Below are 17054 nucleotides of genomic sequence, written 5' to 3' on the forward strand. Positions count from 1 at the left end.
TGTCTTGTGACTCAGCGATGCCTGGGGCTGCCGAACGTCCCCGTCTATTGACACACCGCCCAACCCCGGCTAGGTTGTGCCTGCATATGCAGCAGCGCTCAGGGATGGGCGAGCGCCACGCTCACGAGCGTCCACTCGTTCGGCCGGTCCGCGAGGCCGAGCAGCGCGTCGACGGCGTCGTAGCGGAACCCGGCGTAGGGGCGCGAGCCGATGCCGAGATGGTCCGCGGCGAGCTGCATCGCGTGGAGCACCGCGCCGGCCTCGACGAGCGTGAACAGATACCCCCGTTCGCCGTACTTCGCCGTCGACCGCGACGGGAGGCCCGTGACGAGGAGCATGACGCTGACGGCGTGGTCGGTGTCGAGATGTGTCCACTGCTCGCCGACGAAGCGGTTGAGGGGGCCGAACCGGTCGTCGACGTAGTCGGGGTCGGCCGGGCGCTCCAGTGTGTTCGCCGCGGGATTGTAGTGATAGAGCCCGGAATCGAGGTCGACGGCGTCGACGACGAGCGGATAGATTTCGAGGGGGTAGCGCTGCCCGGCCGAGGCGACGGGTCTGGTCCCCGACGCCGGGTCCACCCGGTACGCACTGGTGAGGACGGTGAACAACTCGTCTCTGGTCACCGGCCGCGGCTCGGTCGGGTCGTCGAACGAGGACCGCGAGCGCAGCTGTCGCAGGAAGGGAGTGTCGTCGGGGTCGAACGACGCGGACGGCGTCTCCGACTCCAGCCGCGTGTACTCCCTGTACCCGCCGGTCGGCCACGACCGGTCGTCCACAGCCACCGCGTCGGCGTCGACGAGGTCGTGCTGGTTCCGGTGGTACAGCCGATACAGCGGATACAGGCCGTCAGGCAGTTGGCTCATGGGAACGGGTGTGGGCAGTCGTTCAGGTCTGTGGGCGCCGGCGACGCCGAACTGTACCCGCGGTCGACCGGCACCGTCGAGAGGCGGTCTCCGCCCCAGTATCGGTGGGCCCCACTGAGATACAGCGGCTGGGCGGCCGGCGCGAGCACGCGGACCACGGTGAACCCGGCCGCCGCCACGTCGCGCGTCGTCACGTCGACGGTGTAGACGTCCCACGTGTCAGTGACAGTCGGTACTACGTCGCTCGCATCGAGGGGACCTGTCTCGGCGTCGATTTCGGCGGGCGTCGTGGTGGACTCGGTGTCGGTCCAGGCGGGGAGTTCGGCCGCCGCCCCGCGCTCGCTCCACGCCAGCAGCCGCTCCTCGCGGCCGACTTCTGCGGGCGACAGCGCCGACAGCGACGGCCGCTCCTCGGTCCGGGCACGCAGGTGCTGCTGGTAGCGACGAGTCTGTATCGCCTCTTCGAGCGCCGACTGGGCCGCTCCGCTGGCGTCGACGGCCGCCGCCGCGGCGACGGAGACCTCGGGCAGCCCGTGGCGGTCGACCAGCACCGCGACGACGACCGGAATCCCGAGGTCGGTGCGCGCGTCGAGCAACCGCCAGTCGATGCCGGCTCGGTCGAGCCGGTCACACAGCGTCCCCACCGGACCGTCACGGTCCGGCACGCGAACGCTCGGTAGCGGGCTCTCGGTGAGATAGTACAGCATGAACGCGTCGCGTTCGACGACCTCCAGCAGCCCGCGCCGGACGGCGCCGGCCCGTTCCAGTCCGGCGGCCAGCCCCGTGCTGATAGGAGCGCGGACGAACGGCCTGTCGCGCGTGTCGTACGAGAGATACACCAGCTGTGCCGGGACCTGTACCGTAGTGCCGTCGGTCGCCCGCTCGCCCGCGACCCAGCGGAGTTCGTCGCCGCGCTCGTAGCACGCCGGCGGAACGGTCCCCGCCGCTCGCTGTTCGGGCGCAAACGTCACCACATCGGCGGGGTCGACCGCGTTGTCGAGGGCGCCGTAGGCGTCCTCACGAAGGTCCCGGTCCCGGTAGATGGCGGCGCTGTACCGTTCGACGCCCTCGCCGATAGCCGCTGTGAGGGCCGCCCGAGGGGTCAGTGCGGCACCGCCCTCGCTCGGCGGCACGAAGACGCCGTCGGTCATCGCAGCGGGATGGGCGCGGTCGACAGCGGCGGTGTGGAGCCGGGGCTCGTCGGCTGGTGTGGCCCCGGTTCGGACGCGTCTGAACACGCCGACGGATGGGTCTGTGAGGGTTCGCCCCGCCCGCACCACCCGGTCAGTCGCGTCCGTCACACGCGTCACATCCCGGGACTCCGAACAGTCTGGCCTCGCCGTAGTCGAGCGTCCGAAGGTCGAACCGGAACAGCCGGCCGACGAGGTCGGCCGGCAGCCGGGCCAGTCCCGCCCGGAGCGTCAGCCGCGTCAGGACGTGCGAGCACAACTCCGTCTCGTAGGTCGGGCCCGGAGCGAGGGAGCGATACGTCAGCTCCCGGCCGGCGTCGTTCAGTTCCTCGCGAGTCGTGAGACACGCCAGACACGACTCGCTCGACGGCGAGAGCACCGGCCCGATTTCGACCTCTGTGCCCCGCACCGCCGCTCGAACGAGCGTCGCGTCCGAGTCGAGCCACGCGCGGTTGACCGCTTCTCGGTCGGTGGTCGCGTCGCCCTCGACGAACACCAGCACGTCCGGGTCGCTGTCGGTAGTCGTACAGCCGAACGCCCCGAACGCGTCGCCGAGTTGGCCCGTGGTCGACGGCTCCCCGTGCAGCCCCACGGTGAGCGACCGTACTCGGTCCGCAAAGCCCGGGCGGCTGTCGGCGTCGAGTCCGAGCAGCAGCGTTTCGAGCAGGCTCAGGCGGTTGTCGTCCACGTCGAAGCCGTCGAGCAGTTCGACCGGGTACACGAGTCCCGCGGCAGAGAGGCGCTCGGCGATGGCGAGCGCAGTCGCTTCGTCACCGATGGCCGGCACCACGTCGCCCAGCGGGGTCTGTCCGTCGCTGGCCGCGAGGAGGTCGCCGCTCAGCTGTGCCGCCTCGCCGGAGAGTGTCCTGGTGCCGGTGGGACCGGTGACGACGATCGCGTCGCCGTACTCGGCCATGGCAGTGCCGTTTGGCACTTTGAACCGCGTCTCGACAGTCAGTTCGGTGGGGCTCTGTGGTGTGTCCATGACTCACTCGTCGTGTCCCGGCGCGGCCGCGCTGCAGCCGCCGCTGCCCCCACCGCCACAGGAGCCGCCGCCACCGCCGCCGTAGGAACCGCCGCCGGCGGGACTGCGGGGCTCGTCAGCTTCGTCGGCCGTCTCCTCGTCGTCTTCGTCCCGGAGTTCCGGCGGCAATCCGTCGGTTATGTCCAGGTCGATGTCCGTGTCGTGTGGAGACATAGCACCAAAATCGCCAGCGGTTGGTAAAAATCTGGCCCGGACGTGCGCGCCAGCTGCCGTCTCGCTTCGTTTCCCGGCCGTTCGCGAACTCTCTCGCGTCCCACAGTCGACCGACGGGAGACCGCGACTTTTAGTGTGCTTGCGACCGGGGGGGCTGTATGGACGGTCGCTACGAGCCCGTCGAGTCGCCGGACGAAACGACCGTCTTCCCGTATCACGACCTGACGCCGCCGACGACGGCCGACGTGGCCAGGGCACGGAAGGTCGTCTCCCGCCATCTCCCCGAGACGCCGCTGGTCCGCAGTGAGACGCTTTCGGCGGCGCTCGACGCGGACGTGTATCTGAAACGCGAGGACACGCTGCCGACCGGCGCGTTCAAAGTCCGGGGCGGCGTCAATCTCGTCGCCTCGCTCGACCCCGAGTTCCGCGAGCGCGGTCTCATCGCCGCCAGCTCGGGCAACCACGGCCTCTCTGTCGCGTGGGCGGGCCGGGAGTTCGACGTGCCGGTCACCATCGGGGTCCCCGAGAAGGCCAACGCGGGGAAGGTCGCGGCGATGGAGCGACTCGGCGCCGACGTCGTCAGCTACGGGCCGGACTACGACACCGCCCGGGAACACATCGAATCGCTCGCCGTCGAGAACGGGAAACGGTACGTCCACTCGGGCAACGAGCCCAAGCTGCTCTCGGGCGTCGGCACCGCCGGGCTCGAAATCGTCGAGGAGCTCCCGGAGGTCGACCGGCTGTACTGTCCCATCGGCGGTGGCACCTCCGCCGTCGGCTACTGTCTCACCGTCGGCGCGCTGACCGACGCGGACGTCGTCGGCGTCCAGTCGGCCGCGGCGCCCGCGATGTACCGTGCGTACCACGAGGACACGCTGGAGCCCCACGACCGGATGGAGACCAGCGCCGAGGGCGTGGCCACCAGAGTTCCGTTCGCGCTCACGATGGGCGTCCTCCGGGACGGACTGGCGGATCTCCAGCTGGTCTCCGAAGACGCCATCCACGAGAGCGTCGCCCGGCTGTTCGTCGAGGAGCGTATCGTCATGGAGGGGGCCTGCGGGACCTCGGTCGCGGCCGCGCTGCGGGCCGGCGACGATATCGCCGGCGAGACGGTCGTTATCCCCGTCTCCGGCCGCAACATCGACCGTGCGAAGCTCGACGCCGCCCTCGCCGACTACGACGGCGTGGCGTGAGGGCCGGCGGGAAACGTTGTTCTTAAGAGTGCCACGGCTTACCTTCGGGGTATGAGCAACGACTCCGAGGCCGACGACGCAGAGGCAGCCGTCGAGGAAGAGACGGCCGACGAAGAGACCGAGAGCGGACTCCAGTCGGGCGACGTCATCAAACTCGCCTACACCGCACGCACTGTCGAGGAGGGGAGCCTCGTCGACACCACAGACGAGGACGTCGCCGAAGACGAAGGCGTCGACACCGAGGGCCAGGAGTTCGGCCCGCGAACCATCGTTCTGGGCGAGAACCACATCTTCCCGGACGTCGAGGAGGACATCTTCGGCAAGGAGGTCGGCGACGAAGGGACCGTCACCATCGCCGCCGCGGACGCCTTCGGCGAGTACGACGAGAGTCAGGTCCGAACTATCTCGAAGGACAAGATTCCGGAGGACGACCGCTACCCCGGCGCACACGTCCAGATAGAGAACGAGCAGGGCCACATCGAGACCATCATCGGCGGCCGCGCGCGAGTCGACTTCAACCACCCGCTCGCGGGCGAGGACGTCGAGTACGACTACGAGATCGTCGCCGAGGTCACCGACCGCGAGGAGAAGGCACAGGGCATCCTCCAGATGATGCTCGACGTCGAGCTGGACCTCTGGTTCGAGGACGAGACCGTCGAGGAAGAGCAGCTGGTCGAGTCTGACGACGACGAAGACGAAGAGGGCGAGCCCGAGTACGAGACCGTCGAGGTCGAGAAGGACACGCTCTACATCGAGGCCACGCCGCAGCTGACGATGAACCAGCAGTGGATGATGGGCAAACAGCAGATCGCCCAGCAGCTCACCCAGCTGCTCGGCGTCGACCGCATCATCGTTCAGGAGGAGATCGGTGGCGGCGGCATGGGCATGCCCGGCATGATGGGCGGCGGCATGGGCGGCCTCGAGGAGCAGCTCGAAGACGCCGACGTCGACGCCGAGGAGATCGCCGAAGAGCTCGAAAACGCCGGCGAGTAGCCGACCACCGCTGTCGACGGAGATTTCTACCCTCGTGGTGGACCAGTGGTCCCGTACGGGAGAACTGGGTCCGTCACGACTCCGCGCGATACAGCTGTCAGATGTGGCACCTTCGTGGCCAGTAGTGGCTGCTTTTTCCCGTGGTCCGCTCCGGCGCTTCTCACGGTTCCGACGGGAGGCAAAATTCAGGATAATGCGGAAAAAATTATAATAAATAAACACCTAACTATGGGCGGATGTACAATGTTCGGGACCACTACGATAGAGAGACGCTACTCGAAGAGGCGGAGTCCTTCGTCAGGGAGTGTTACGCGGAACTAGACAAGGAGGGAGAGATAGACGACCGGGTCGCCGAGATCAGAGCCGAAGTCCGAGAGCGAGGCCACTACGACCACACCTACGAGGAGCTCGAACACGGCGCAAAGATGGCGTGGCGCAACAGCAACCGGTGTGTGGGCCGCCTGTTCTGGGACAGGCTCGAAGTCGTCGACGAGCGCGGTCTGGAGACGCCCGAGGAGATACACGAGGCCTGCTGTCGGCACATCCGGCAGGGACGCAACGACGGCGATATCGTGCCGACGATAACGCTGTTCAAACCGCAGATCAGGGGGGAGACACAGGTCCGTATCTGGAACTACGAACTGCTCCGGTACGCGGGGTACGAAACCGAAAACGGGGTCGTCGGCGACCCCGCGGAGACCGAGTTCACGAACTACTGTCTCTCGCGGGGGTGGGAGCCGGACCGGACCGAGTTCGATATCCTCCCACACGTCATCCAGGTCGGCGAGGACGAACCCGCGATGTTCGACGTCCCCGACTCCGTCGTCGAGGAGGTCGAACTGACACACCCCGACTACGAGTGGTTCGGCGACCTCGGCCTGAAGTGGTACGACGTGCCGATAGTGTCGAACATGTGCCTGGAGATCGGAGGGATACGGTACACGGCAGCGCCGTTCAACGGCTGGTATCTCTCGACGGAGATCGGTGCACGCAATCTCACCGACAGGGACCGCTACGACATGCTCCCCGAGGTCGCACGGCGACTGGGGCTTGACACGAGCGAGGACCGTTCGCTGTGGAAAGACGAAGCGACCCTGGAGATACACCGCGCGGTCATCCACTCGTTCGACGAGGCAGGCGTGCGGATTACCGACCCGCACACAGTCACAGACCAGTTCGAACAGTTCGAGCGCAACGAGAACGCCAACGGGCGCGACATCACCGGCGACTGGTCGTGGTTGATACCACCGACCAACCCAGCGACGACCCAGACGTTCCACACCACCTTCGACGAAGACGTGAACACCCCGAACTTCTTCTATCAGGAGGACCCGGACCCGATGTCCGGGTGAAACCGGTTCCGTGGTGTCCTCACCGGCCCCTGCTTGTCAGTGACTCGCCACGTATCGCTGCCGGCAGACGGGCCTCGGTCGTGCGAACGGACCGCGCAAGCCGCTGGGACCGCTGGTCAGGCGATATCCCGACTCGTGTCGATGCTGACCTGTTCGACCAGGTCGAGCTTGATGATGTCGTTGGGGGCGCGCCCGCCGCGGAACTTCGGTATGGCCAGTTTGTTCTCCACCTCGTCGCCGGTCGTGCGCGTCTTGAGCTGGAACACGACGTCGGCGAAGTGTTCGGTGGTGTCGCGCAACATCGGGACGTCGTGGCCGTCGAGACAGTGCAAAATCGCGAGGCTCCCGGTGTTGACGATGTGGTTCTGGAGGTCGTTCATGAACGCCCGGTACCGGGAGTGGGGCTCCTGGGCCTCCAGTACGTCCAGCGGGTCGACGATGAGATTCGAGGTCTCGGGGAGCGCGGAGACCAGCTTGCCCGCGTTGTCGAGTGGCGCTTCCCCGGAGATGTGCCGGACGGTCGGGTCGCCCGTGTTGGCCGGCGTCTGCTCGATGCTGGCGACGACCGATTCGGCGGTGCGGTCGAGCGAGAGCCACAGCGTCCCGCGCGTGGCGGTGAGTTCGTAGAGGAACAGCTCCGCCTGGCTCGCCGGCTGGGCCGTCAGCGCGACGATGCTCCCCGCCGGGATGCCACCGTCGAGCTTCCGGTCGAGGACGTCGATGCCCGTACGTAGCCGGTTCACCATGCTACTGTGCGTATTTTAATCCCACCCGATTAAATATTCCGCTTGAACAGGCTTTTCGCGCACTGCAGGTGCCGAGCCGCCGATTCCTCCGTTTCGAGTGCAGGTTCCGACAGCTCCGGAATATGGACGATTTCCCGGCAGTTCAGCAGCGCTGACGGGTCCGTCCGGCCGTCGCTGCGGACCAGTACCACGGCGGCCGGTGGCGCGTCGAGCTGGCGGGCCATCGCCGCCGTCTTCGCCGCGTCGCGGAGGCTCCGCTCGCGGGGCGTCGAGACGACCACCGTGCGGTCGGCCGCTCGCAGCGGCGCTACCGCGTCGGCACTCGCCCCGGCCGGACAGTCGAGCAGGACGGGCTCGGTGTCGTCGGCGAGGCGCTCGTACAGCGCGGCCGCGGTGGCGGTGTCGGCCCCGCCACAGGGCAACACGTCTACTCCGGGGAAGCGACCGGCGGGCTGTGCGACGGTTCGGGGGTCTGGGCGTTCGACCGCGGCGGCGACGCCGGGCGTCCGGTCGACGCCGGTGCGGTGGTGCAGGTCCGGCATGTCGAGGTCGCCGTCGACCACGAGCGGGCTCGCTCCGAGCGATGCCAGCGCCCGCGCGAGCCCGACTGCCGTCGTCGTCTTCCCACAGCCGCCCTTCCCCCCAGCGATTGCGAGCATAGTGGGTGTGGGTGCGGCATCCGGTTTGAATGCTCGGCCAGCTGCGGGGGCGTGCCTGATAACACGACTGCGAGTGCGGACAGTCAGAAAGCCACGGCCTGCTAACCCGCGGGACTTTCCGGCCGTCTGCAGTTCTGTTCTCCGGACCGTCGGCACTCGATTCGCCACCGACTGCGGCCCGACCAGTCCTCCCTAGTCGGCGTGTCGAGAGATTCAAGAGCGTCGGGAGCACGAGTGCGAGTAAGATGCGGCACGACCACATCATCAGCGCCAAACAGCTGTCGCGGGCCGACATCGAGGCGGTGCTCGACCACGCGGCCGACATCGCGGCGGACCCGGCTGCCTACGCCGACCGGCACGCCGACACGCTGTTGGGGCTGCTCTTTTTCGAGCCGAGCACGCGCACCAAGATGAGTTTCACCACGGCGATGAAACGGCTCGGCGGCGACATCGTCGACATGGGGTCGGTGGAGTCCTCGAGCGTCAAGAAAGGCGAGTCGCTGGCCGACACCGTCCGCGTCGTCGAGGGGTACGCCGACGCGCTGGTCCTGCGACACCCGATGGAGGGGTCGGCGAAGATGGCCAGCGAGTTCGTGGACGTGCCGCTGGTCAACGCCGGCGACGGCGCCGGCCAACACCCCACACAGACGCTGCTCGACCTCTACACCATCCGCGAGAACGCCGGCTTCGACGACCTCACCATCGGTATCATGGGCGACCTGAAGTACGGCCGGACAGTCCACTCGCTCGCTCACGCGCTGACCAACGTCGACGCCCACCAGCACTTCATCAGCCCGGAGTCGCTCCGGCTGCCCCGGTCGGTCCGCTACGACCTCCATCAGGAGGGCGCCGAGGTCCGGGAACACACCGAACTGGAGAGCGTGTTGCCCGAACTCGACGTGCTCTACGTCACGCGCATCCAGCGCGAGCGGTTCCCCGACGAGAGCGAGTACCGCGCCGTCGCCGGCCAGTACCAGATAGACAGCGAGACACTGGAAGCGGCGAAAGACGACCTGACCGTGATGCACCCGCTCCCGCGCGTGGACGAAATCGCCCACGACGTGGACGACACCGACTACGCGACCTACTTCGAGCAGGCCCACAACGGCGTCCCGGTGCGGATGGCGCTGCTCGATATGATTCTCGGCGGTGAACCAGCATGACCGACGACCAACAGCTCCGCGTCTCGAAGATCCGCAACGGCACCGTTATCGACCACATCACCGGCGGGCAGGCGCTGAACGTCCTCGCCATCCTCGGTATCGACGGGACCAGCGGCGACTCCGTCTCCGTCGCGATGAACATGCCCTCGGACCGGCTGGGCAAGAAAGACATCGTGAAAGTCGAGGGCAAGGAGCTCTCCCAGAACGAGGTCGACGTGCTGTCGCTCATCGCGCCCGCGGCCTCCATCAACATCGTGCGTGACTTCGAGGTCGTCGAGAAGGCCCGGGTCGAGCGCCCGTCGATGGTCGAAGGGGTACTGGAGTGTCCGAACCACAACTGCATCTCGACCGAGGACGAGCCGGTCCAGTCCCGGTTTGCCGTCGTCGACGACGGCGTGCGCTGTGAGTACTGCGACACCATCATCCGCGACGACCTCCCGGCGCACATCCTCGCGGAGTAGCCCGGCCCGTCACTCGGGTGCGCCCCCATCGGTCTGGACCGCTCGCAGACGCGCTTCCGTATCGATGCTCGTGAGCGACCGCGCCGGAACCGTCTCCTCGACGTAGTTCACGTCGAGTCCGTCGAGCAGTGCCCGGAGACTCCGCTCGCCGTCCCCGAGCGTCGCCCGCGCCGCCGAAAGCGTCGGTTCGACCCGATACACCGCGTGGAGCGGTTCGGGGCCCCCGTCGGTCCGGGGGACGACGGCGTCGTGGTCTCCGAGTCGGTCCAGCAGCGTCCCCAGTGTGGCCGCGTCGGCCAGCGGCATGTCACACCCCAGCACCACCGCGCGGTCGGTGTCGGCGGCCGCGAGCGCGGTCGCCAGACCCGCGAGCGGCCCTTCGTCTGGACGCTCGTCCAGCGCCCACGCGATATCGGTGTCGTAGCCGGCCAGTGCGTCGGCGAACGCGGCCCGCTGGTCCGGCCGGCAGTTGACGACGACGCTGTCGGCGACGGCCGAAAGCGTCGCGACGACGTGGGCGAGCATCGGCCGCCCGTCCAGTTCCGCCAGGGCCTTCTCGCGGTCACCGAATCGGGTGGAGCGGCCGCCGGCGACGACGACGCCGGTCGCGTTCATGTGTGACCGAACCCACGGCACGGAGTTACCTGTAGGTATCCCCGACAGTTTTGCCGCGCGCGGCCGCTGTCGAGGGTATGAGCGACCACGACGACCACACACACGAAGCTGACGACCACGACGACCACCACGCACACGACGAAGACGCCGTCGCCGTCGCCGTCGTCACCGTCTCCTCCTCGCGAACGCTCGCGGACGACCCGGGCGGCGACGTCATCGAGGCGGCGCTGACCGACGCCGGCCACGATGTGACGGCGCGCACGCTGGTCGACGACGACCGGGTCGCTATCGCCGACGCCGTGACGAGCGCTCTCGAAGGGGGCGCCGACGTGGTCGTGACGACCGGCGGCACTGGCCTCACGGCCGACGACGTGACCGTCGACGCCCTCGACCCGCTGTTCGACCGCGAGATTCCCGGCTTCGGCGAGCTGTTCCGCTCCGTCTCCTTCGAGGAAGTCGGGCCGATGGCGATGGCCTCCCGGGCGACCGCCGGTGTCGTCGCGGACCGGCTCGTCTTCTGTCTCCCCGGGAGCGAGAACGCCGCCCGAACGGGGAGCGAGCAACTGGTCGCGCCCGCGGTCGGCCATCTGCTCGGACTCGTCAGACGTTGACGCGACCCGCAGGGTTTTGGGGGCAGTTCCGCTACGGACTGCCATGACAGAGGAGTTCTCACATGTCGACGCCGAGGACGACGCACAGATGGTCGACGTCGGCGAGAAGGCCGACAGCCGGCGCCGGGCGGTCGCCAGCGGGGAGATACGGCTCTCCGACGCGACGCTCGAAGCCATCGCCGCCGACGAAATCGGGAAGGGCGACGTGTTGACGACGGCCCGAATCGGGGCGATTCAGGCCGTCAAACACACCTGGGAGACGATTCCGATGTGCCACCAGATTCCCGTCACGAACGTCGAGACCGACTTCGAGGTCGGGGACGCGGCCGTCGCACTCACCGTCGCGGTCGAGACGGTGGGGAAGACTGGCTGTGAGATGGAGGCACTGGAGGGTGTGACGACGGGGTTGAACGTCGTCTGGGATATGGTAAAAGCCAGCGAGAAAGACGACGACGGTCAGTACCCGACGACGGCTATCGAGGACGTCCGCGTCGTCGAGAAGTCGAAATCAGTGCCACAGGAGTAGCCCGACTACCCGGGCCCGACAGCCCGTGTCGGTGCTCCCCGAAACCAGCCATGCTGTAGAGTGGTCCGCGGCCGAACCTGCGCTATCGGAAACAACTACGTATGGGCCGCGGATTAGGTACGTACATGCAGGTTCTGGGCATCGTGGGGCACTCCGACACCGGGAAGACGACGCTGGTCGAGCGGCTGGTCGAGCGGTGTGCGGGGCGCGTCGCCACGGTCAAACACTGTTCCGAATCGCCCGACGTAGAGACCGACGGGAAAGACACGGCGCGCCACCGGGCCGCGGGCGCGGCCGAGACGGTCGCACTGACCGACGACGGCGAGTGGTTTGCCACCGGCGAGTCCCGCACGCTCGCGGAGACGCTGGACGCGCTTGCGCCCGACTACGACTACGCCTTCGTCGAGGGGTACAGCGGGTCGTCGCTCCCGAAGGTGGTGCTCGGCGACCGCGAGGCCGCCGACCCCGTCGTCCACCGCGCCGACCGCGGGAGCGAGGCGGACCTCGACGCCGTCCTCGACGCGCTGGCCGAACGGGACCCCTACATTACGCTCGAAACGCTGGTCGAATCGGTCAAACGGTCCCCCGACGAGGACCGCGCGGGCGCTATCGCGACGTTCACCGGACGGGTGCGCGCGAAGGAGAGCCCCGAAGACCGGCCGACCGAACACCTGGAGTTCGAGCGCTACGACGGCGTCGCACAGGAGCGCATGGCCGACCTCCAGCGCGAACTCGAAGCCCGCGACGGCGTCCACGCGGTCCGGCTCCACCACAAGACCGGGGTCGTCGAGGCCGGCGAGGACATCGTCTTCGTGGTTATCCTCGCCGGCCACCGCGGCGAGGCCTTCGCTGCCGTGCAGGACGGCATCAACCGGCTCAAAGACGAAGTGCCGCTGTTCAAGAAAGAGGTGACCGTCGACGAGGAGTTCTGGGCCCACGAGCGGGAGTGTTAGCTGCCTGTCTCGCACCGGCGAGACGGTCACGGCGAAATCGGCGCCGGCGCTCCATCGGCGCTCGAACTGTCGGTTCAGTGGGGATATGCGCCCGCGTTAGTCGACGGTCGCCGACTCCCGGCGGAGTCGGTTCGCGTCGATAGTTCTTTAAGAATAGCTGTCATACTGTGAAACGATGTCAAAGAAGATACTCCTCCTGATTGCAGTCGTCGCTGCCGTCGGCGCGGCGTACGTGGTCAAGAAGTGAGGCCGGCCGCCCTGTCGTATCGTTTTCGACCACCCTTTTCAGAACGCTTACCCGACCTACCGACCTAGCCGCTGCCATGTACGGCGTCGTCACGCGCAACGAGGAGGAGACCGAGTGGTCGGAGTTCGACCGGGCGTTCTACGAGGTCAAGGACGTCACCGGCCGGGCGGTCGAACCCATCGCCGGCGCGGTGAACATGGTGTCGTGTTTCGGGGACAACGCCGTCGAGGGCGAGGAGGAACTGCTCGCGTTCGACGACGAGGGCACCGCCGCCACCCGGAACGAGCCCTACTTCGACTGGACCTACGTCTGCCCGACTCACGACCGGTATCGGGAGGGGCTCCTCGACATCATCGAGGAGGCCGCCGCCGTAAACGGGGACGTGCGCCTCGACGACGTGGGGTTCCCGCGTGAGGAGTACTGCCACTGCGAGCGGTGTGACCAGCGGTTCGCCGACAGCGAGTTCGAGGAGTGGGGAGTCTGGCGGACACAGGTCATCACGGAGTTCGTCGCCGCGGCCCGCGAGCGCGTCCCCGGCGACCTCTACCTGACGCTGTACCCCGACCCCTACCCCGGCCACCTAGAGGCCCGGACCGGCGTCGCCGTCGACGACATCGAACCCTACGTCGACGAGTTCGTCGTTCCGATATACGATATGGCCTACTCGACGACCTACTGGCTGGAGATTCTGGCGAAGGGGTTTCGCGACCGGCTCTCGACGCCGTTCAGCATCGAACTGTACGCCGTCGACGTCGACATAGACGACCTCGCGAAGGCCGTCGAGGTGGCGGAGGCGTACGGCCGCTCCGTCCTCTTTGGCTACGACGCCAGCAACGCCCGGGCGACGATTCGCCGCCTCGGCGCCGACGCTCGCGACGGCCGCTCGTTCGGCCCGGAATAACGGCCCGGCAGTCGCCACGTGGGTTTTTACGTCCAAGCGCCGAACACTGTGGTATGCGAAACCGAATCAAACGCGCAGTTAGCCGTGCCAAGTACGCAGCGACTGGCGGGGCTGTCGGCGGAGCCCTCGGCGGACTGTTCAGCCCGAAGGCCGCGAGCACTGGCGCCGGTATCGGGGCGTTCGTCGGCGCGATGGTCGGAGAGAAGTGGGCCGAGGCCGAGCCGGTCGTCGAGCGGGCCAAGGAGTCGGCGAAGGCCAGGGCCGGCGACCGCCTCGGGAGCGCGGAGAGCTGACGCGGTCACGGCGTCGTCCCCGAAGACGCGACCCGCTACGACCGCTCGCGCCAGCGCTGAATCTCCTCGCGGTCGCGCGTGTCCGCCGGTAGCTCGTCGAACCAGCGGGCCTCGCTTATCTCGTTGTCGGGGTCCTGTACGGCGATATCAGTCGTCTCTGCCCGCGCCTCGAAGACGGGGAGCACCCCCCACGTGTTGTTGTTGTCGCAGTAGAACTCGATGCGTCCGAGCATCCCCAGCCCGTCGATGGTGGCCTCGATGCCGCTCTCCTCCCGGAGTTCGCGCAGCGCGGCGTCGCTGAACGTCTCCCCCGGGTCGAGCTCGCCGCCGGGTAACACCCACATGTCGACGCCGTCGTGGCGCACCAGCAGGAGCTCGCCGGTCGGCCGGAAGGCGAGCGAGTGTGCGCCGAAGGGCGCGCCGTGGTCCCGGGCGTCCTCGGCGACAGTCCGAAACCGGGGCCGCTGTACCCGCCGGTGGCGGGTGAACTCCACGAACCCGTCGTACTCCTCGACCAGGTCGTGGTAGGTCTGTTCGGCCTGCTGACTGGCCACGTCGGCGAGATACCACAGGTCGTCGACAGTGGTCATCTGTCTCCGGCGAGCGCGTCGTAGCTAACGGGCGCAGACGGGGAGGCGAGAGGGTGAGAGAGACCGGTCATGCCCGCCGGTACGCGAGAGAATCACTATAAGCCTTCGACACGCGGGGCTGAATCAGTCCCTTTTTGAACAGCCATCGAGTACCCAGCCCTATGGCATTCGAAGAAGACGACACGGTCATTCTCCACGACGAGCACAGCGACTACGACGGTGAGACGGGGACCATCACGCAGGTGGTCGATACGATGTTCGGCGACGCGAACTACACCGTCTCCTTCGAGGACGGCCAGGAACAGGGCGTCCCCGAGGACAACCTCGAAGCCAGCGAGGAGTAAGGTGTCGTCGGTTCCGTTCCACTACGTCGACCTCCGCGCGTTCTGTTACGCGACGGAGGACGAGAAACGCGTCGAGGCGGCCCTCCGGACGTATCTCCCCGAGGAGTACGACCTCGACCGGGCGGAGAGCGAGGGCCACTACGGCGACCGCATCGTCGTCTACTCGGCGCGCGTCGAGAACGCCGACGACGTCCGCCACGTCCTCTCACAGGTTGCGACGCTCTCGGATATCGACGCGGTGCGTGCGGAACTGGACGACAGGGTCGACGACAACTGTTCGTTTTTCCTCACGCTGGACAAGCAGTCGGCCTTCCGCGGCTCGGTCGAGCGCGGCGACGGGCTGACGCTCCGCGCGAAGGTCGAGGCCTACCCGGCCAAACGCGAGAACGCCGTCGAGAACGCTCGGGACCTGCTCGCCGAACTGTGATGTACGAGGCCGTTCACGCCCGTCCGGACGGCCCGAGCACGGTCGCGAGACAGGCACGGACGGCCGCGGACTACGGGTTCGACGGCGTCGTCGTCCGCAACCACGGCGACGCGGGGACGCCCGACGATATCGACGCCGTCGCCGACAGCCTCGACGTGGACGTGGTCGAGGGCGTCGAGATTCGAGCCGACGACCCCTCCCAGGCCAGCGGGCTCGTGGGCAACCACCGCTCGAAGCGGACCATCGTCGCCGTCCACGGCGGGGACAGAGCGCTCAACCGGTTCGCCGTCGAGAACTCCGCCGTCGACGTACTCGCACACCCGATGGCCGGAAACGGGGATTTCAACCACGTGCTGGCGAAGGCCGCCGCCGACAACGGCGTCCGTATCGAGTTCTCGCTCCGGTCGGTCGTCCACGAGAGCGGCGGCAGCCGCGTGCGCCAGCTCGGTGCCCTCCGGAAGCTCCGGGAGCTCGTCGCCGATGCGGACGCCCCGTACGTCGTCAGCTCGGACCCGCGGAGCCATCTGGAGTTCCGGGCGCCCCGGGAGCTGTGTGCGCTGGGCGAGCAGATCGGCTTCGACGCCGACGACATCCGCGCGGGGCTGGTCGAGTGGGGCCGGCTGGCCGACCGCAACCGCGACCGGGCGGGCGATTCCTACGTCGAACCCGGCGTGAGGCTCGACGAACCGGAGTAGTGCCCCTGAATCTGGTGTCTTTATTTATCACGAGGGCCACAAGAGTAATATATGGCTGACACGAGTCCGAGGTTTGGTGGTCTCGTGGTCGCCTCGCTCGCGGGCGTGGTGGGCACAAAGTATCTCTTGGGGGGAGCACTGGCGGGGGCCGGTGTCTCTGTCGTTCAATCCGTTCTTGTCACGGACAGCCTCGCAGTGACCTTCGCCGTCGGCATACTGCTTGGCATCGTCACCGGTGCGCTCGCCGGCGGGTTCATCCTGGCCCGAGTGATGACAATCGTCTCGTTCCTGACCGTCATGGCGCTCAGTGTTCCCGCGCTCCGGATCGGCGACCCCGTCATCGTCGCCGAGAGCGTCGGGATGGGGCTGGCGCTGCTCTACCTGTTCGTCCGGAGCCCGATAGAGCGCGTCGAAGCGGCCCATATCGACGACACAGACAGCGCCAGTCGGACCGGGTCGACGCTCCGGTGACGGCCACGACGCGACGATGACATCCGTTTTCACCCCGGCGCGCCAAGCGGTCGTATGACCGACGGCTCCCGGGGTGTCCCATCGTGAAGCACCTCCCGAAACATCTCCAGCCCCGCTGGCGGTATCTCGCCGTGGCCATCGAGACGTGGCCCGACGCCGACCTCGACCGTCGCTCGTTCCAGCGCGAGGCGTGGTACGCGGCCCAGAATCTCCTCGGTGACACCGGCAGCGCCGAGACGGACATGACCGTCGTCAGGTTCGACCACGACGACGGCCTCGGCCACGCCATCGTCCGGGTCCGGCGCGGTCACACAGACCAAGCGAGAGCGGCGCTGGCCTGTATCGACGGCGTCGACGGTGACCCGCTCGGGCTCCGTGTCAGTGGCACAAGCGGGACCGTCCGTGCGTGTGAGGAAAAATATATACGCGGCCCGGCAAAACCACCGGAACAGAGACACGTCGTGTTCGACAACCGGAATCGGCGTGCCGTCGCTCGCGACGGGCGGGTGGACGTGCACACCGACGGCGGGTTCGTCGGCGCGACAGACCTCGACATCTAACAC

23 protein-coding genes are annotated in these 17054 nt (G+C 67.7%); 15 read left to right on the top strand and 8 right to left on the bottom strand.

Annotated features, from left to right (window positions below):
- Nucleotides 1–98: 98 nt before the first annotated feature.
- From NDI56_RS02155 to NDI56_RS02170, 4 genes are read right to left on the bottom strand one after another with little or no spacing between them, the layout of a single operon-like run.
- Nucleotides 99–863: a SagB/ThcOx family dehydrogenase gene (locus NDI56_RS02155; RefSeq protein WP_310917766.1), complete on the bottom strand. Its 765-nt coding sequence runs from the start codon at nucleotides 861–863 to the stop codon at nucleotides 99–101.
- Nucleotides 860–2164: a YcaO-like family protein gene (locus NDI56_RS02160; protein ID WP_310917767.1), complete on the bottom strand. Its 1305-nt coding sequence runs from the start codon at nucleotides 2162–2164 to the stop codon at nucleotides 860–862. The genes NDI56_RS02155 and NDI56_RS02160 overlap by 4 nt, the downstream gene beginning before the upstream one ends.
- Nucleotides 2148–3038 (bottom strand): TOMM precursor leader peptide-binding protein, encoded by an 891-nt coding sequence (locus NDI56_RS02165; RefSeq protein ID WP_310917768.1) that lies wholly within the window; start codon nucleotides 3036–3038, stop codon nucleotides 2148–2150. The genes NDI56_RS02160 and NDI56_RS02165 overlap by 17 nt, the downstream gene beginning before the upstream one ends.
- A gap of 3 nt (nucleotides 3039–3041) precedes the next feature.
- A complete protein-coding gene (locus NDI56_RS02170; RefSeq protein WP_310917769.1) occupies nucleotides 3042–3251 on the bottom strand; it encodes a hypothetical protein in 210 nt (69 codons plus the stop codon).
- 158 nt (nucleotides 3252–3409) lie between these two features.
- Between NDI56_RS02170 and NDI56_RS02175 the strand changes: the two genes are divergently transcribed.
- The 3 genes from NDI56_RS02175 to NDI56_RS02185 all read left to right on the top strand — a co-directional run bounded on the left by NDI56_RS02175 (nucleotide 3410) and on the right by NDI56_RS02185 (nucleotide 6789).
- Nucleotides 3410–4444 (top strand): threonine ammonia-lyase, encoded by a 1035-nt coding sequence (locus NDI56_RS02175; protein ID WP_310917770.1) that lies wholly within the window; start codon nucleotides 3410–3412, stop codon nucleotides 4442–4444.
- Between the two features lie 51 nt (nucleotides 4445–4495).
- Nucleotides 4496–5437 carry an FKBP-type peptidyl-prolyl cis-trans isomerase gene (locus NDI56_RS02180; protein WP_310917771.1) on the top strand — a complete coding sequence of 314 codons (942 nt, stop codon included), beginning with the start codon at nucleotides 4496–4498 and terminating at the stop codon, nucleotides 5435–5437.
- A 236-nt stretch (nucleotides 5438–5673) separates the two neighbouring features.
- Nucleotides 5674–6789 (top strand): nitric oxide synthase oxygenase, encoded by a 1116-nt coding sequence (locus tag NDI56_RS02185; RefSeq protein ID WP_310917772.1) that lies wholly within the window; start codon nucleotides 5674–5676, stop codon nucleotides 6787–6789.
- Nucleotides 6790–6905: 116 nt separating this feature from the next.
- Here NDI56_RS02185 and NDI56_RS02190 read toward each other — a convergent pair whose 3' ends face one another.
- Together NDI56_RS02190 and NDI56_RS02195 are read right to left on the bottom strand one after the other, a co-directional pair.
- On the bottom strand, nucleotides 6906–7535 hold the full coding sequence (locus NDI56_RS02190; protein ID WP_310917773.1) for an RAD55 family ATPase: 630 nt from the start codon (nucleotides 7533–7535) through the stop codon (nucleotides 6906–6908).
- A 29-nt stretch (nucleotides 7536–7564) separates the two neighbouring features.
- Nucleotides 7565–8194, bottom strand: a complete 630-nt coding sequence (locus NDI56_RS02195; protein WP_310917774.1) for a MinD/ParA family ATP-binding protein — start codon at nucleotides 8192–8194, stop codon at nucleotides 7565–7567.
- 245 nt (nucleotides 8195–8439) lie between these two features.
- Between NDI56_RS02195 and pyrB the strand changes: the two genes are divergently transcribed.
- A complete protein-coding gene (pyrB, locus tag NDI56_RS02200; protein WP_310917775.1) occupies nucleotides 8440–9357 on the top strand; it encodes an aspartate carbamoyltransferase in 918 nt (305 codons plus the stop codon).
- Entirely contained in the window at nucleotides 9354–9818 is a 465-nt protein-coding gene (gene pyrI, locus NDI56_RS02205; protein ID WP_310917776.1) for an aspartate carbamoyltransferase regulatory subunit, read from the top strand. The genes pyrB and pyrI overlap by 4 nt, the downstream gene beginning before the upstream one ends.
- 9 nt (nucleotides 9819–9827) lie before the next feature.
- Here the strand turns inward: pyrI and mobA are convergent, their stop codons facing one another.
- Nucleotides 9828–10433: a molybdenum cofactor guanylyltransferase gene (mobA, locus tag NDI56_RS02210; protein ID WP_310917777.1), complete on the bottom strand. Its 606-nt coding sequence runs from the start codon at nucleotides 10431–10433 to the stop codon at nucleotides 9828–9830.
- Nucleotides 10434–10510: 77 nt separating this feature from the next.
- On the opposite strand from mobA, the gene NDI56_RS02215 reads away from it, so the two are divergent.
- The 5 genes from NDI56_RS02215 to NDI56_RS02235 all read left to right on the top strand — a co-directional run bounded on the left by NDI56_RS02215 (nucleotide 10511) and on the right by NDI56_RS02235 (nucleotide 13964).
- The gene (locus NDI56_RS02215) at nucleotides 10511–11044 is read left to right on the top strand and encodes a MogA/MoaB family molybdenum cofactor biosynthesis protein (RefSeq protein WP_310917779.1); all 534 of its coding nucleotides are present in this window, start codon (nucleotides 10511–10513) and stop codon (nucleotides 11042–11044) included.
- Nucleotides 11045–11087: 43 nt separating this feature from the next.
- On the top strand, nucleotides 11088–11570 hold the full coding sequence (gene moaC / locus NDI56_RS02220; protein WP_310917781.1) for a cyclic pyranopterin monophosphate synthase MoaC: 483 nt from the start codon (nucleotides 11088–11090) through the stop codon (nucleotides 11568–11570).
- Between the two features lie 125 nt (nucleotides 11571–11695).
- The gene (locus tag NDI56_RS02225; RefSeq protein WP_310917782.1) at nucleotides 11696–12523 is read left to right on the top strand and encodes a molybdopterin synthase; all 828 of its coding nucleotides are present in this window, start codon (nucleotides 11696–11698) and stop codon (nucleotides 12521–12523) included.
- A gap of 323 nt (nucleotides 12524–12846) precedes the next feature.
- On the top strand, nucleotides 12847–13671 hold the full coding sequence (locus NDI56_RS02230) for a hypothetical protein (protein ID WP_310917783.1): 825 nt from the start codon (nucleotides 12847–12849) through the stop codon (nucleotides 13669–13671).
- Between the two features lie 53 nt (nucleotides 13672–13724).
- Nucleotides 13725–13964, top strand: coding sequence for a glycine zipper 2TM domain-containing protein (locus tag NDI56_RS02235; RefSeq protein ID WP_310917784.1), 240 nt, complete (start codon nucleotides 13725–13727; stop codon nucleotides 13962–13964).
- A 35-nt stretch (nucleotides 13965–13999) separates the two neighbouring features.
- On the opposite strand, the gene NDI56_RS02240 is transcribed toward NDI56_RS02235, so the two are convergent.
- The gene (locus NDI56_RS02240) at nucleotides 14000–14554 is read right to left on the bottom strand and encodes an NUDIX hydrolase (protein ID WP_310917785.1); all 555 of its coding nucleotides are present in this window, start codon (nucleotides 14552–14554) and stop codon (nucleotides 14000–14002) included.
- 161 nt (nucleotides 14555–14715) lie between these two features.
- On the opposite strand from NDI56_RS02240, the gene NDI56_RS02245 reads away from it, so the two are divergent.
- The 5 genes from NDI56_RS02245 (at nucleotide 14716) to NDI56_RS02265 (ending at nucleotide 17051) form a co-directional block, all read left to right on the top strand.
- Nucleotides 14716–14898 carry a DUF1918 domain-containing protein gene (locus NDI56_RS02245; RefSeq protein WP_310917786.1) on the top strand — a complete coding sequence of 61 codons (183 nt, stop codon included), beginning with the start codon at nucleotides 14716–14718 and terminating at the stop codon, nucleotides 14896–14898.
- 1 nt (nucleotide 14899) lies between these two features.
- Nucleotides 14900–15325, top strand: a complete 426-nt coding sequence (locus NDI56_RS02250; RefSeq protein ID WP_310917787.1) for an RNA-binding protein — start codon at nucleotides 14900–14902, stop codon at nucleotides 15323–15325.
- A complete protein-coding gene (locus NDI56_RS02255) occupies nucleotides 15325–16020 on the top strand; it encodes an RNase P subunit p30 family protein (protein ID WP_310917788.1) in 696 nt (231 codons plus the stop codon). The genes NDI56_RS02250 and NDI56_RS02255 overlap by 1 nt, the downstream gene beginning before the upstream one ends.
- 51 nt (nucleotides 16021–16071) lie before the next feature.
- Nucleotides 16072–16491 (top strand): hypothetical protein, encoded by a 420-nt coding sequence (locus NDI56_RS02260; protein ID WP_310917789.1) that lies wholly within the window; start codon nucleotides 16072–16074, stop codon nucleotides 16489–16491.
- 83 nt (nucleotides 16492–16574) lie between these two features.
- Nucleotides 16575–17051 (top strand): Rpp14/Pop5 family protein, encoded by a 477-nt coding sequence (locus NDI56_RS02265; protein ID WP_310917790.1) that lies wholly within the window; start codon nucleotides 16575–16577, stop codon nucleotides 17049–17051.
- Nucleotides 17052–17054: the final 3 nt, after the last annotated feature.

This window comes from Halomicroarcula saliterrae (genome assembly GCF_031624395.1).
GTDB lineage: Archaea > Halobacteriota > Halobacteria > Halobacteriales > Haloarculaceae > Haloarcula > Haloarcula saliterrae.

Bases quoted from the DNA above. Each gene is read 5' to 3' on its own strand.
- NDI56_RS02225 (WP_310917782.1), top strand. From the start codon at position 11,696: ATGCAGGTTCTGGGCATCGTGGGGCACTCCGACACCGGGAAGACGACG.
- mobA (WP_310917777.1), bottom strand. From the start codon at position 10,433: ATGAACGCGACCGGCGTCGTCGTCGCCGGCGGCCGCTCCACCCGATTC.
- NDI56_RS02175 (WP_310917770.1), top strand. From the start codon at position 3,410: ATGGACGGTCGCTACGAGCCCGTCGAGTCGCCGGACGAAACGACCGTC.
- NDI56_RS02155 (WP_310917766.1), bottom strand. From the start codon at position 863: ATGAGCCAACTGCCTGACGGCCTGTATCCGCTGTATCGGCTGTACCAC.
- NDI56_RS02185 (WP_310917772.1), top strand. From the start codon at position 5,674: ATGTACAATGTTCGGGACCACTACGATAGAGAGACGCTACTCGAAGAG.
- NDI56_RS02255 (WP_310917788.1), top strand. From the start codon at position 15,325: ATGTACGAGGCCGTTCACGCCCGTCCGGACGGCCCGAGCACGGTCGCG.
- NDI56_RS02215 (WP_310917779.1), top strand. From the start codon at position 10,511: ATGAGCGACCACGACGACCACACACACGAAGCTGACGACCACGACGAC.
- moaC (WP_310917781.1), top strand. From the start codon at position 11,088: ATGACAGAGGAGTTCTCACATGTCGACGCCGAGGACGACGCACAGATG.
- NDI56_RS02240 (WP_310917785.1), bottom strand. From the start codon at position 14,554: ATGACCACTGTCGACGACCTGTGGTATCTCGCCGACGTGGCCAGTCAG.
- pyrI (WP_310917776.1), top strand. From the start codon at position 9,354: ATGACCGACGACCAACAGCTCCGCGTCTCGAAGATCCGCAACGGCACC.
- NDI56_RS02235 (WP_310917784.1), top strand. From the start codon at position 13,725: ATGCGAAACCGAATCAAACGCGCAGTTAGCCGTGCCAAGTACGCAGCG.
- NDI56_RS02165 (WP_310917768.1), bottom strand. From the start codon at position 3,038: ATGGACACACCACAGAGCCCCACCGAACTGACTGTCGAGACGCGGTTC.
- NDI56_RS02195 (WP_310917774.1), bottom strand. From the start codon at position 8,194: ATGCTCGCAATCGCTGGGGGGAAGGGCGGCTGTGGGAAGACGACGACG.
- NDI56_RS02190 (WP_310917773.1), bottom strand. From the start codon at position 7,535: ATGGTGAACCGGCTACGTACGGGCATCGACGTCCTCGACCGGAAGCTC.
- NDI56_RS02230 (WP_310917783.1), top strand. From the start codon at position 12,847: ATGTACGGCGTCGTCACGCGCAACGAGGAGGAGACCGAGTGGTCGGAG.
- NDI56_RS02170 (WP_310917769.1), bottom strand. From the start codon at position 3,251: ATGTCTCCACACGACACGGACATCGACCTGGACATAACCGACGGATTG.
- NDI56_RS02260 (WP_310917789.1), top strand. From the start codon at position 16,072: ATGGCTGACACGAGTCCGAGGTTTGGTGGTCTCGTGGTCGCCTCGCTC.
- NDI56_RS02245 (WP_310917786.1), top strand. From the start codon at position 14,716: ATGGCATTCGAAGAAGACGACACGGTCATTCTCCACGACGAGCACAGC.
- pyrB (WP_310917775.1), top strand. From the start codon at position 8,440: ATGCGGCACGACCACATCATCAGCGCCAAACAGCTGTCGCGGGCCGAC.
- NDI56_RS02180 (WP_310917771.1), top strand. From the start codon at position 4,496: ATGAGCAACGACTCCGAGGCCGACGACGCAGAGGCAGCCGTCGAGGAA.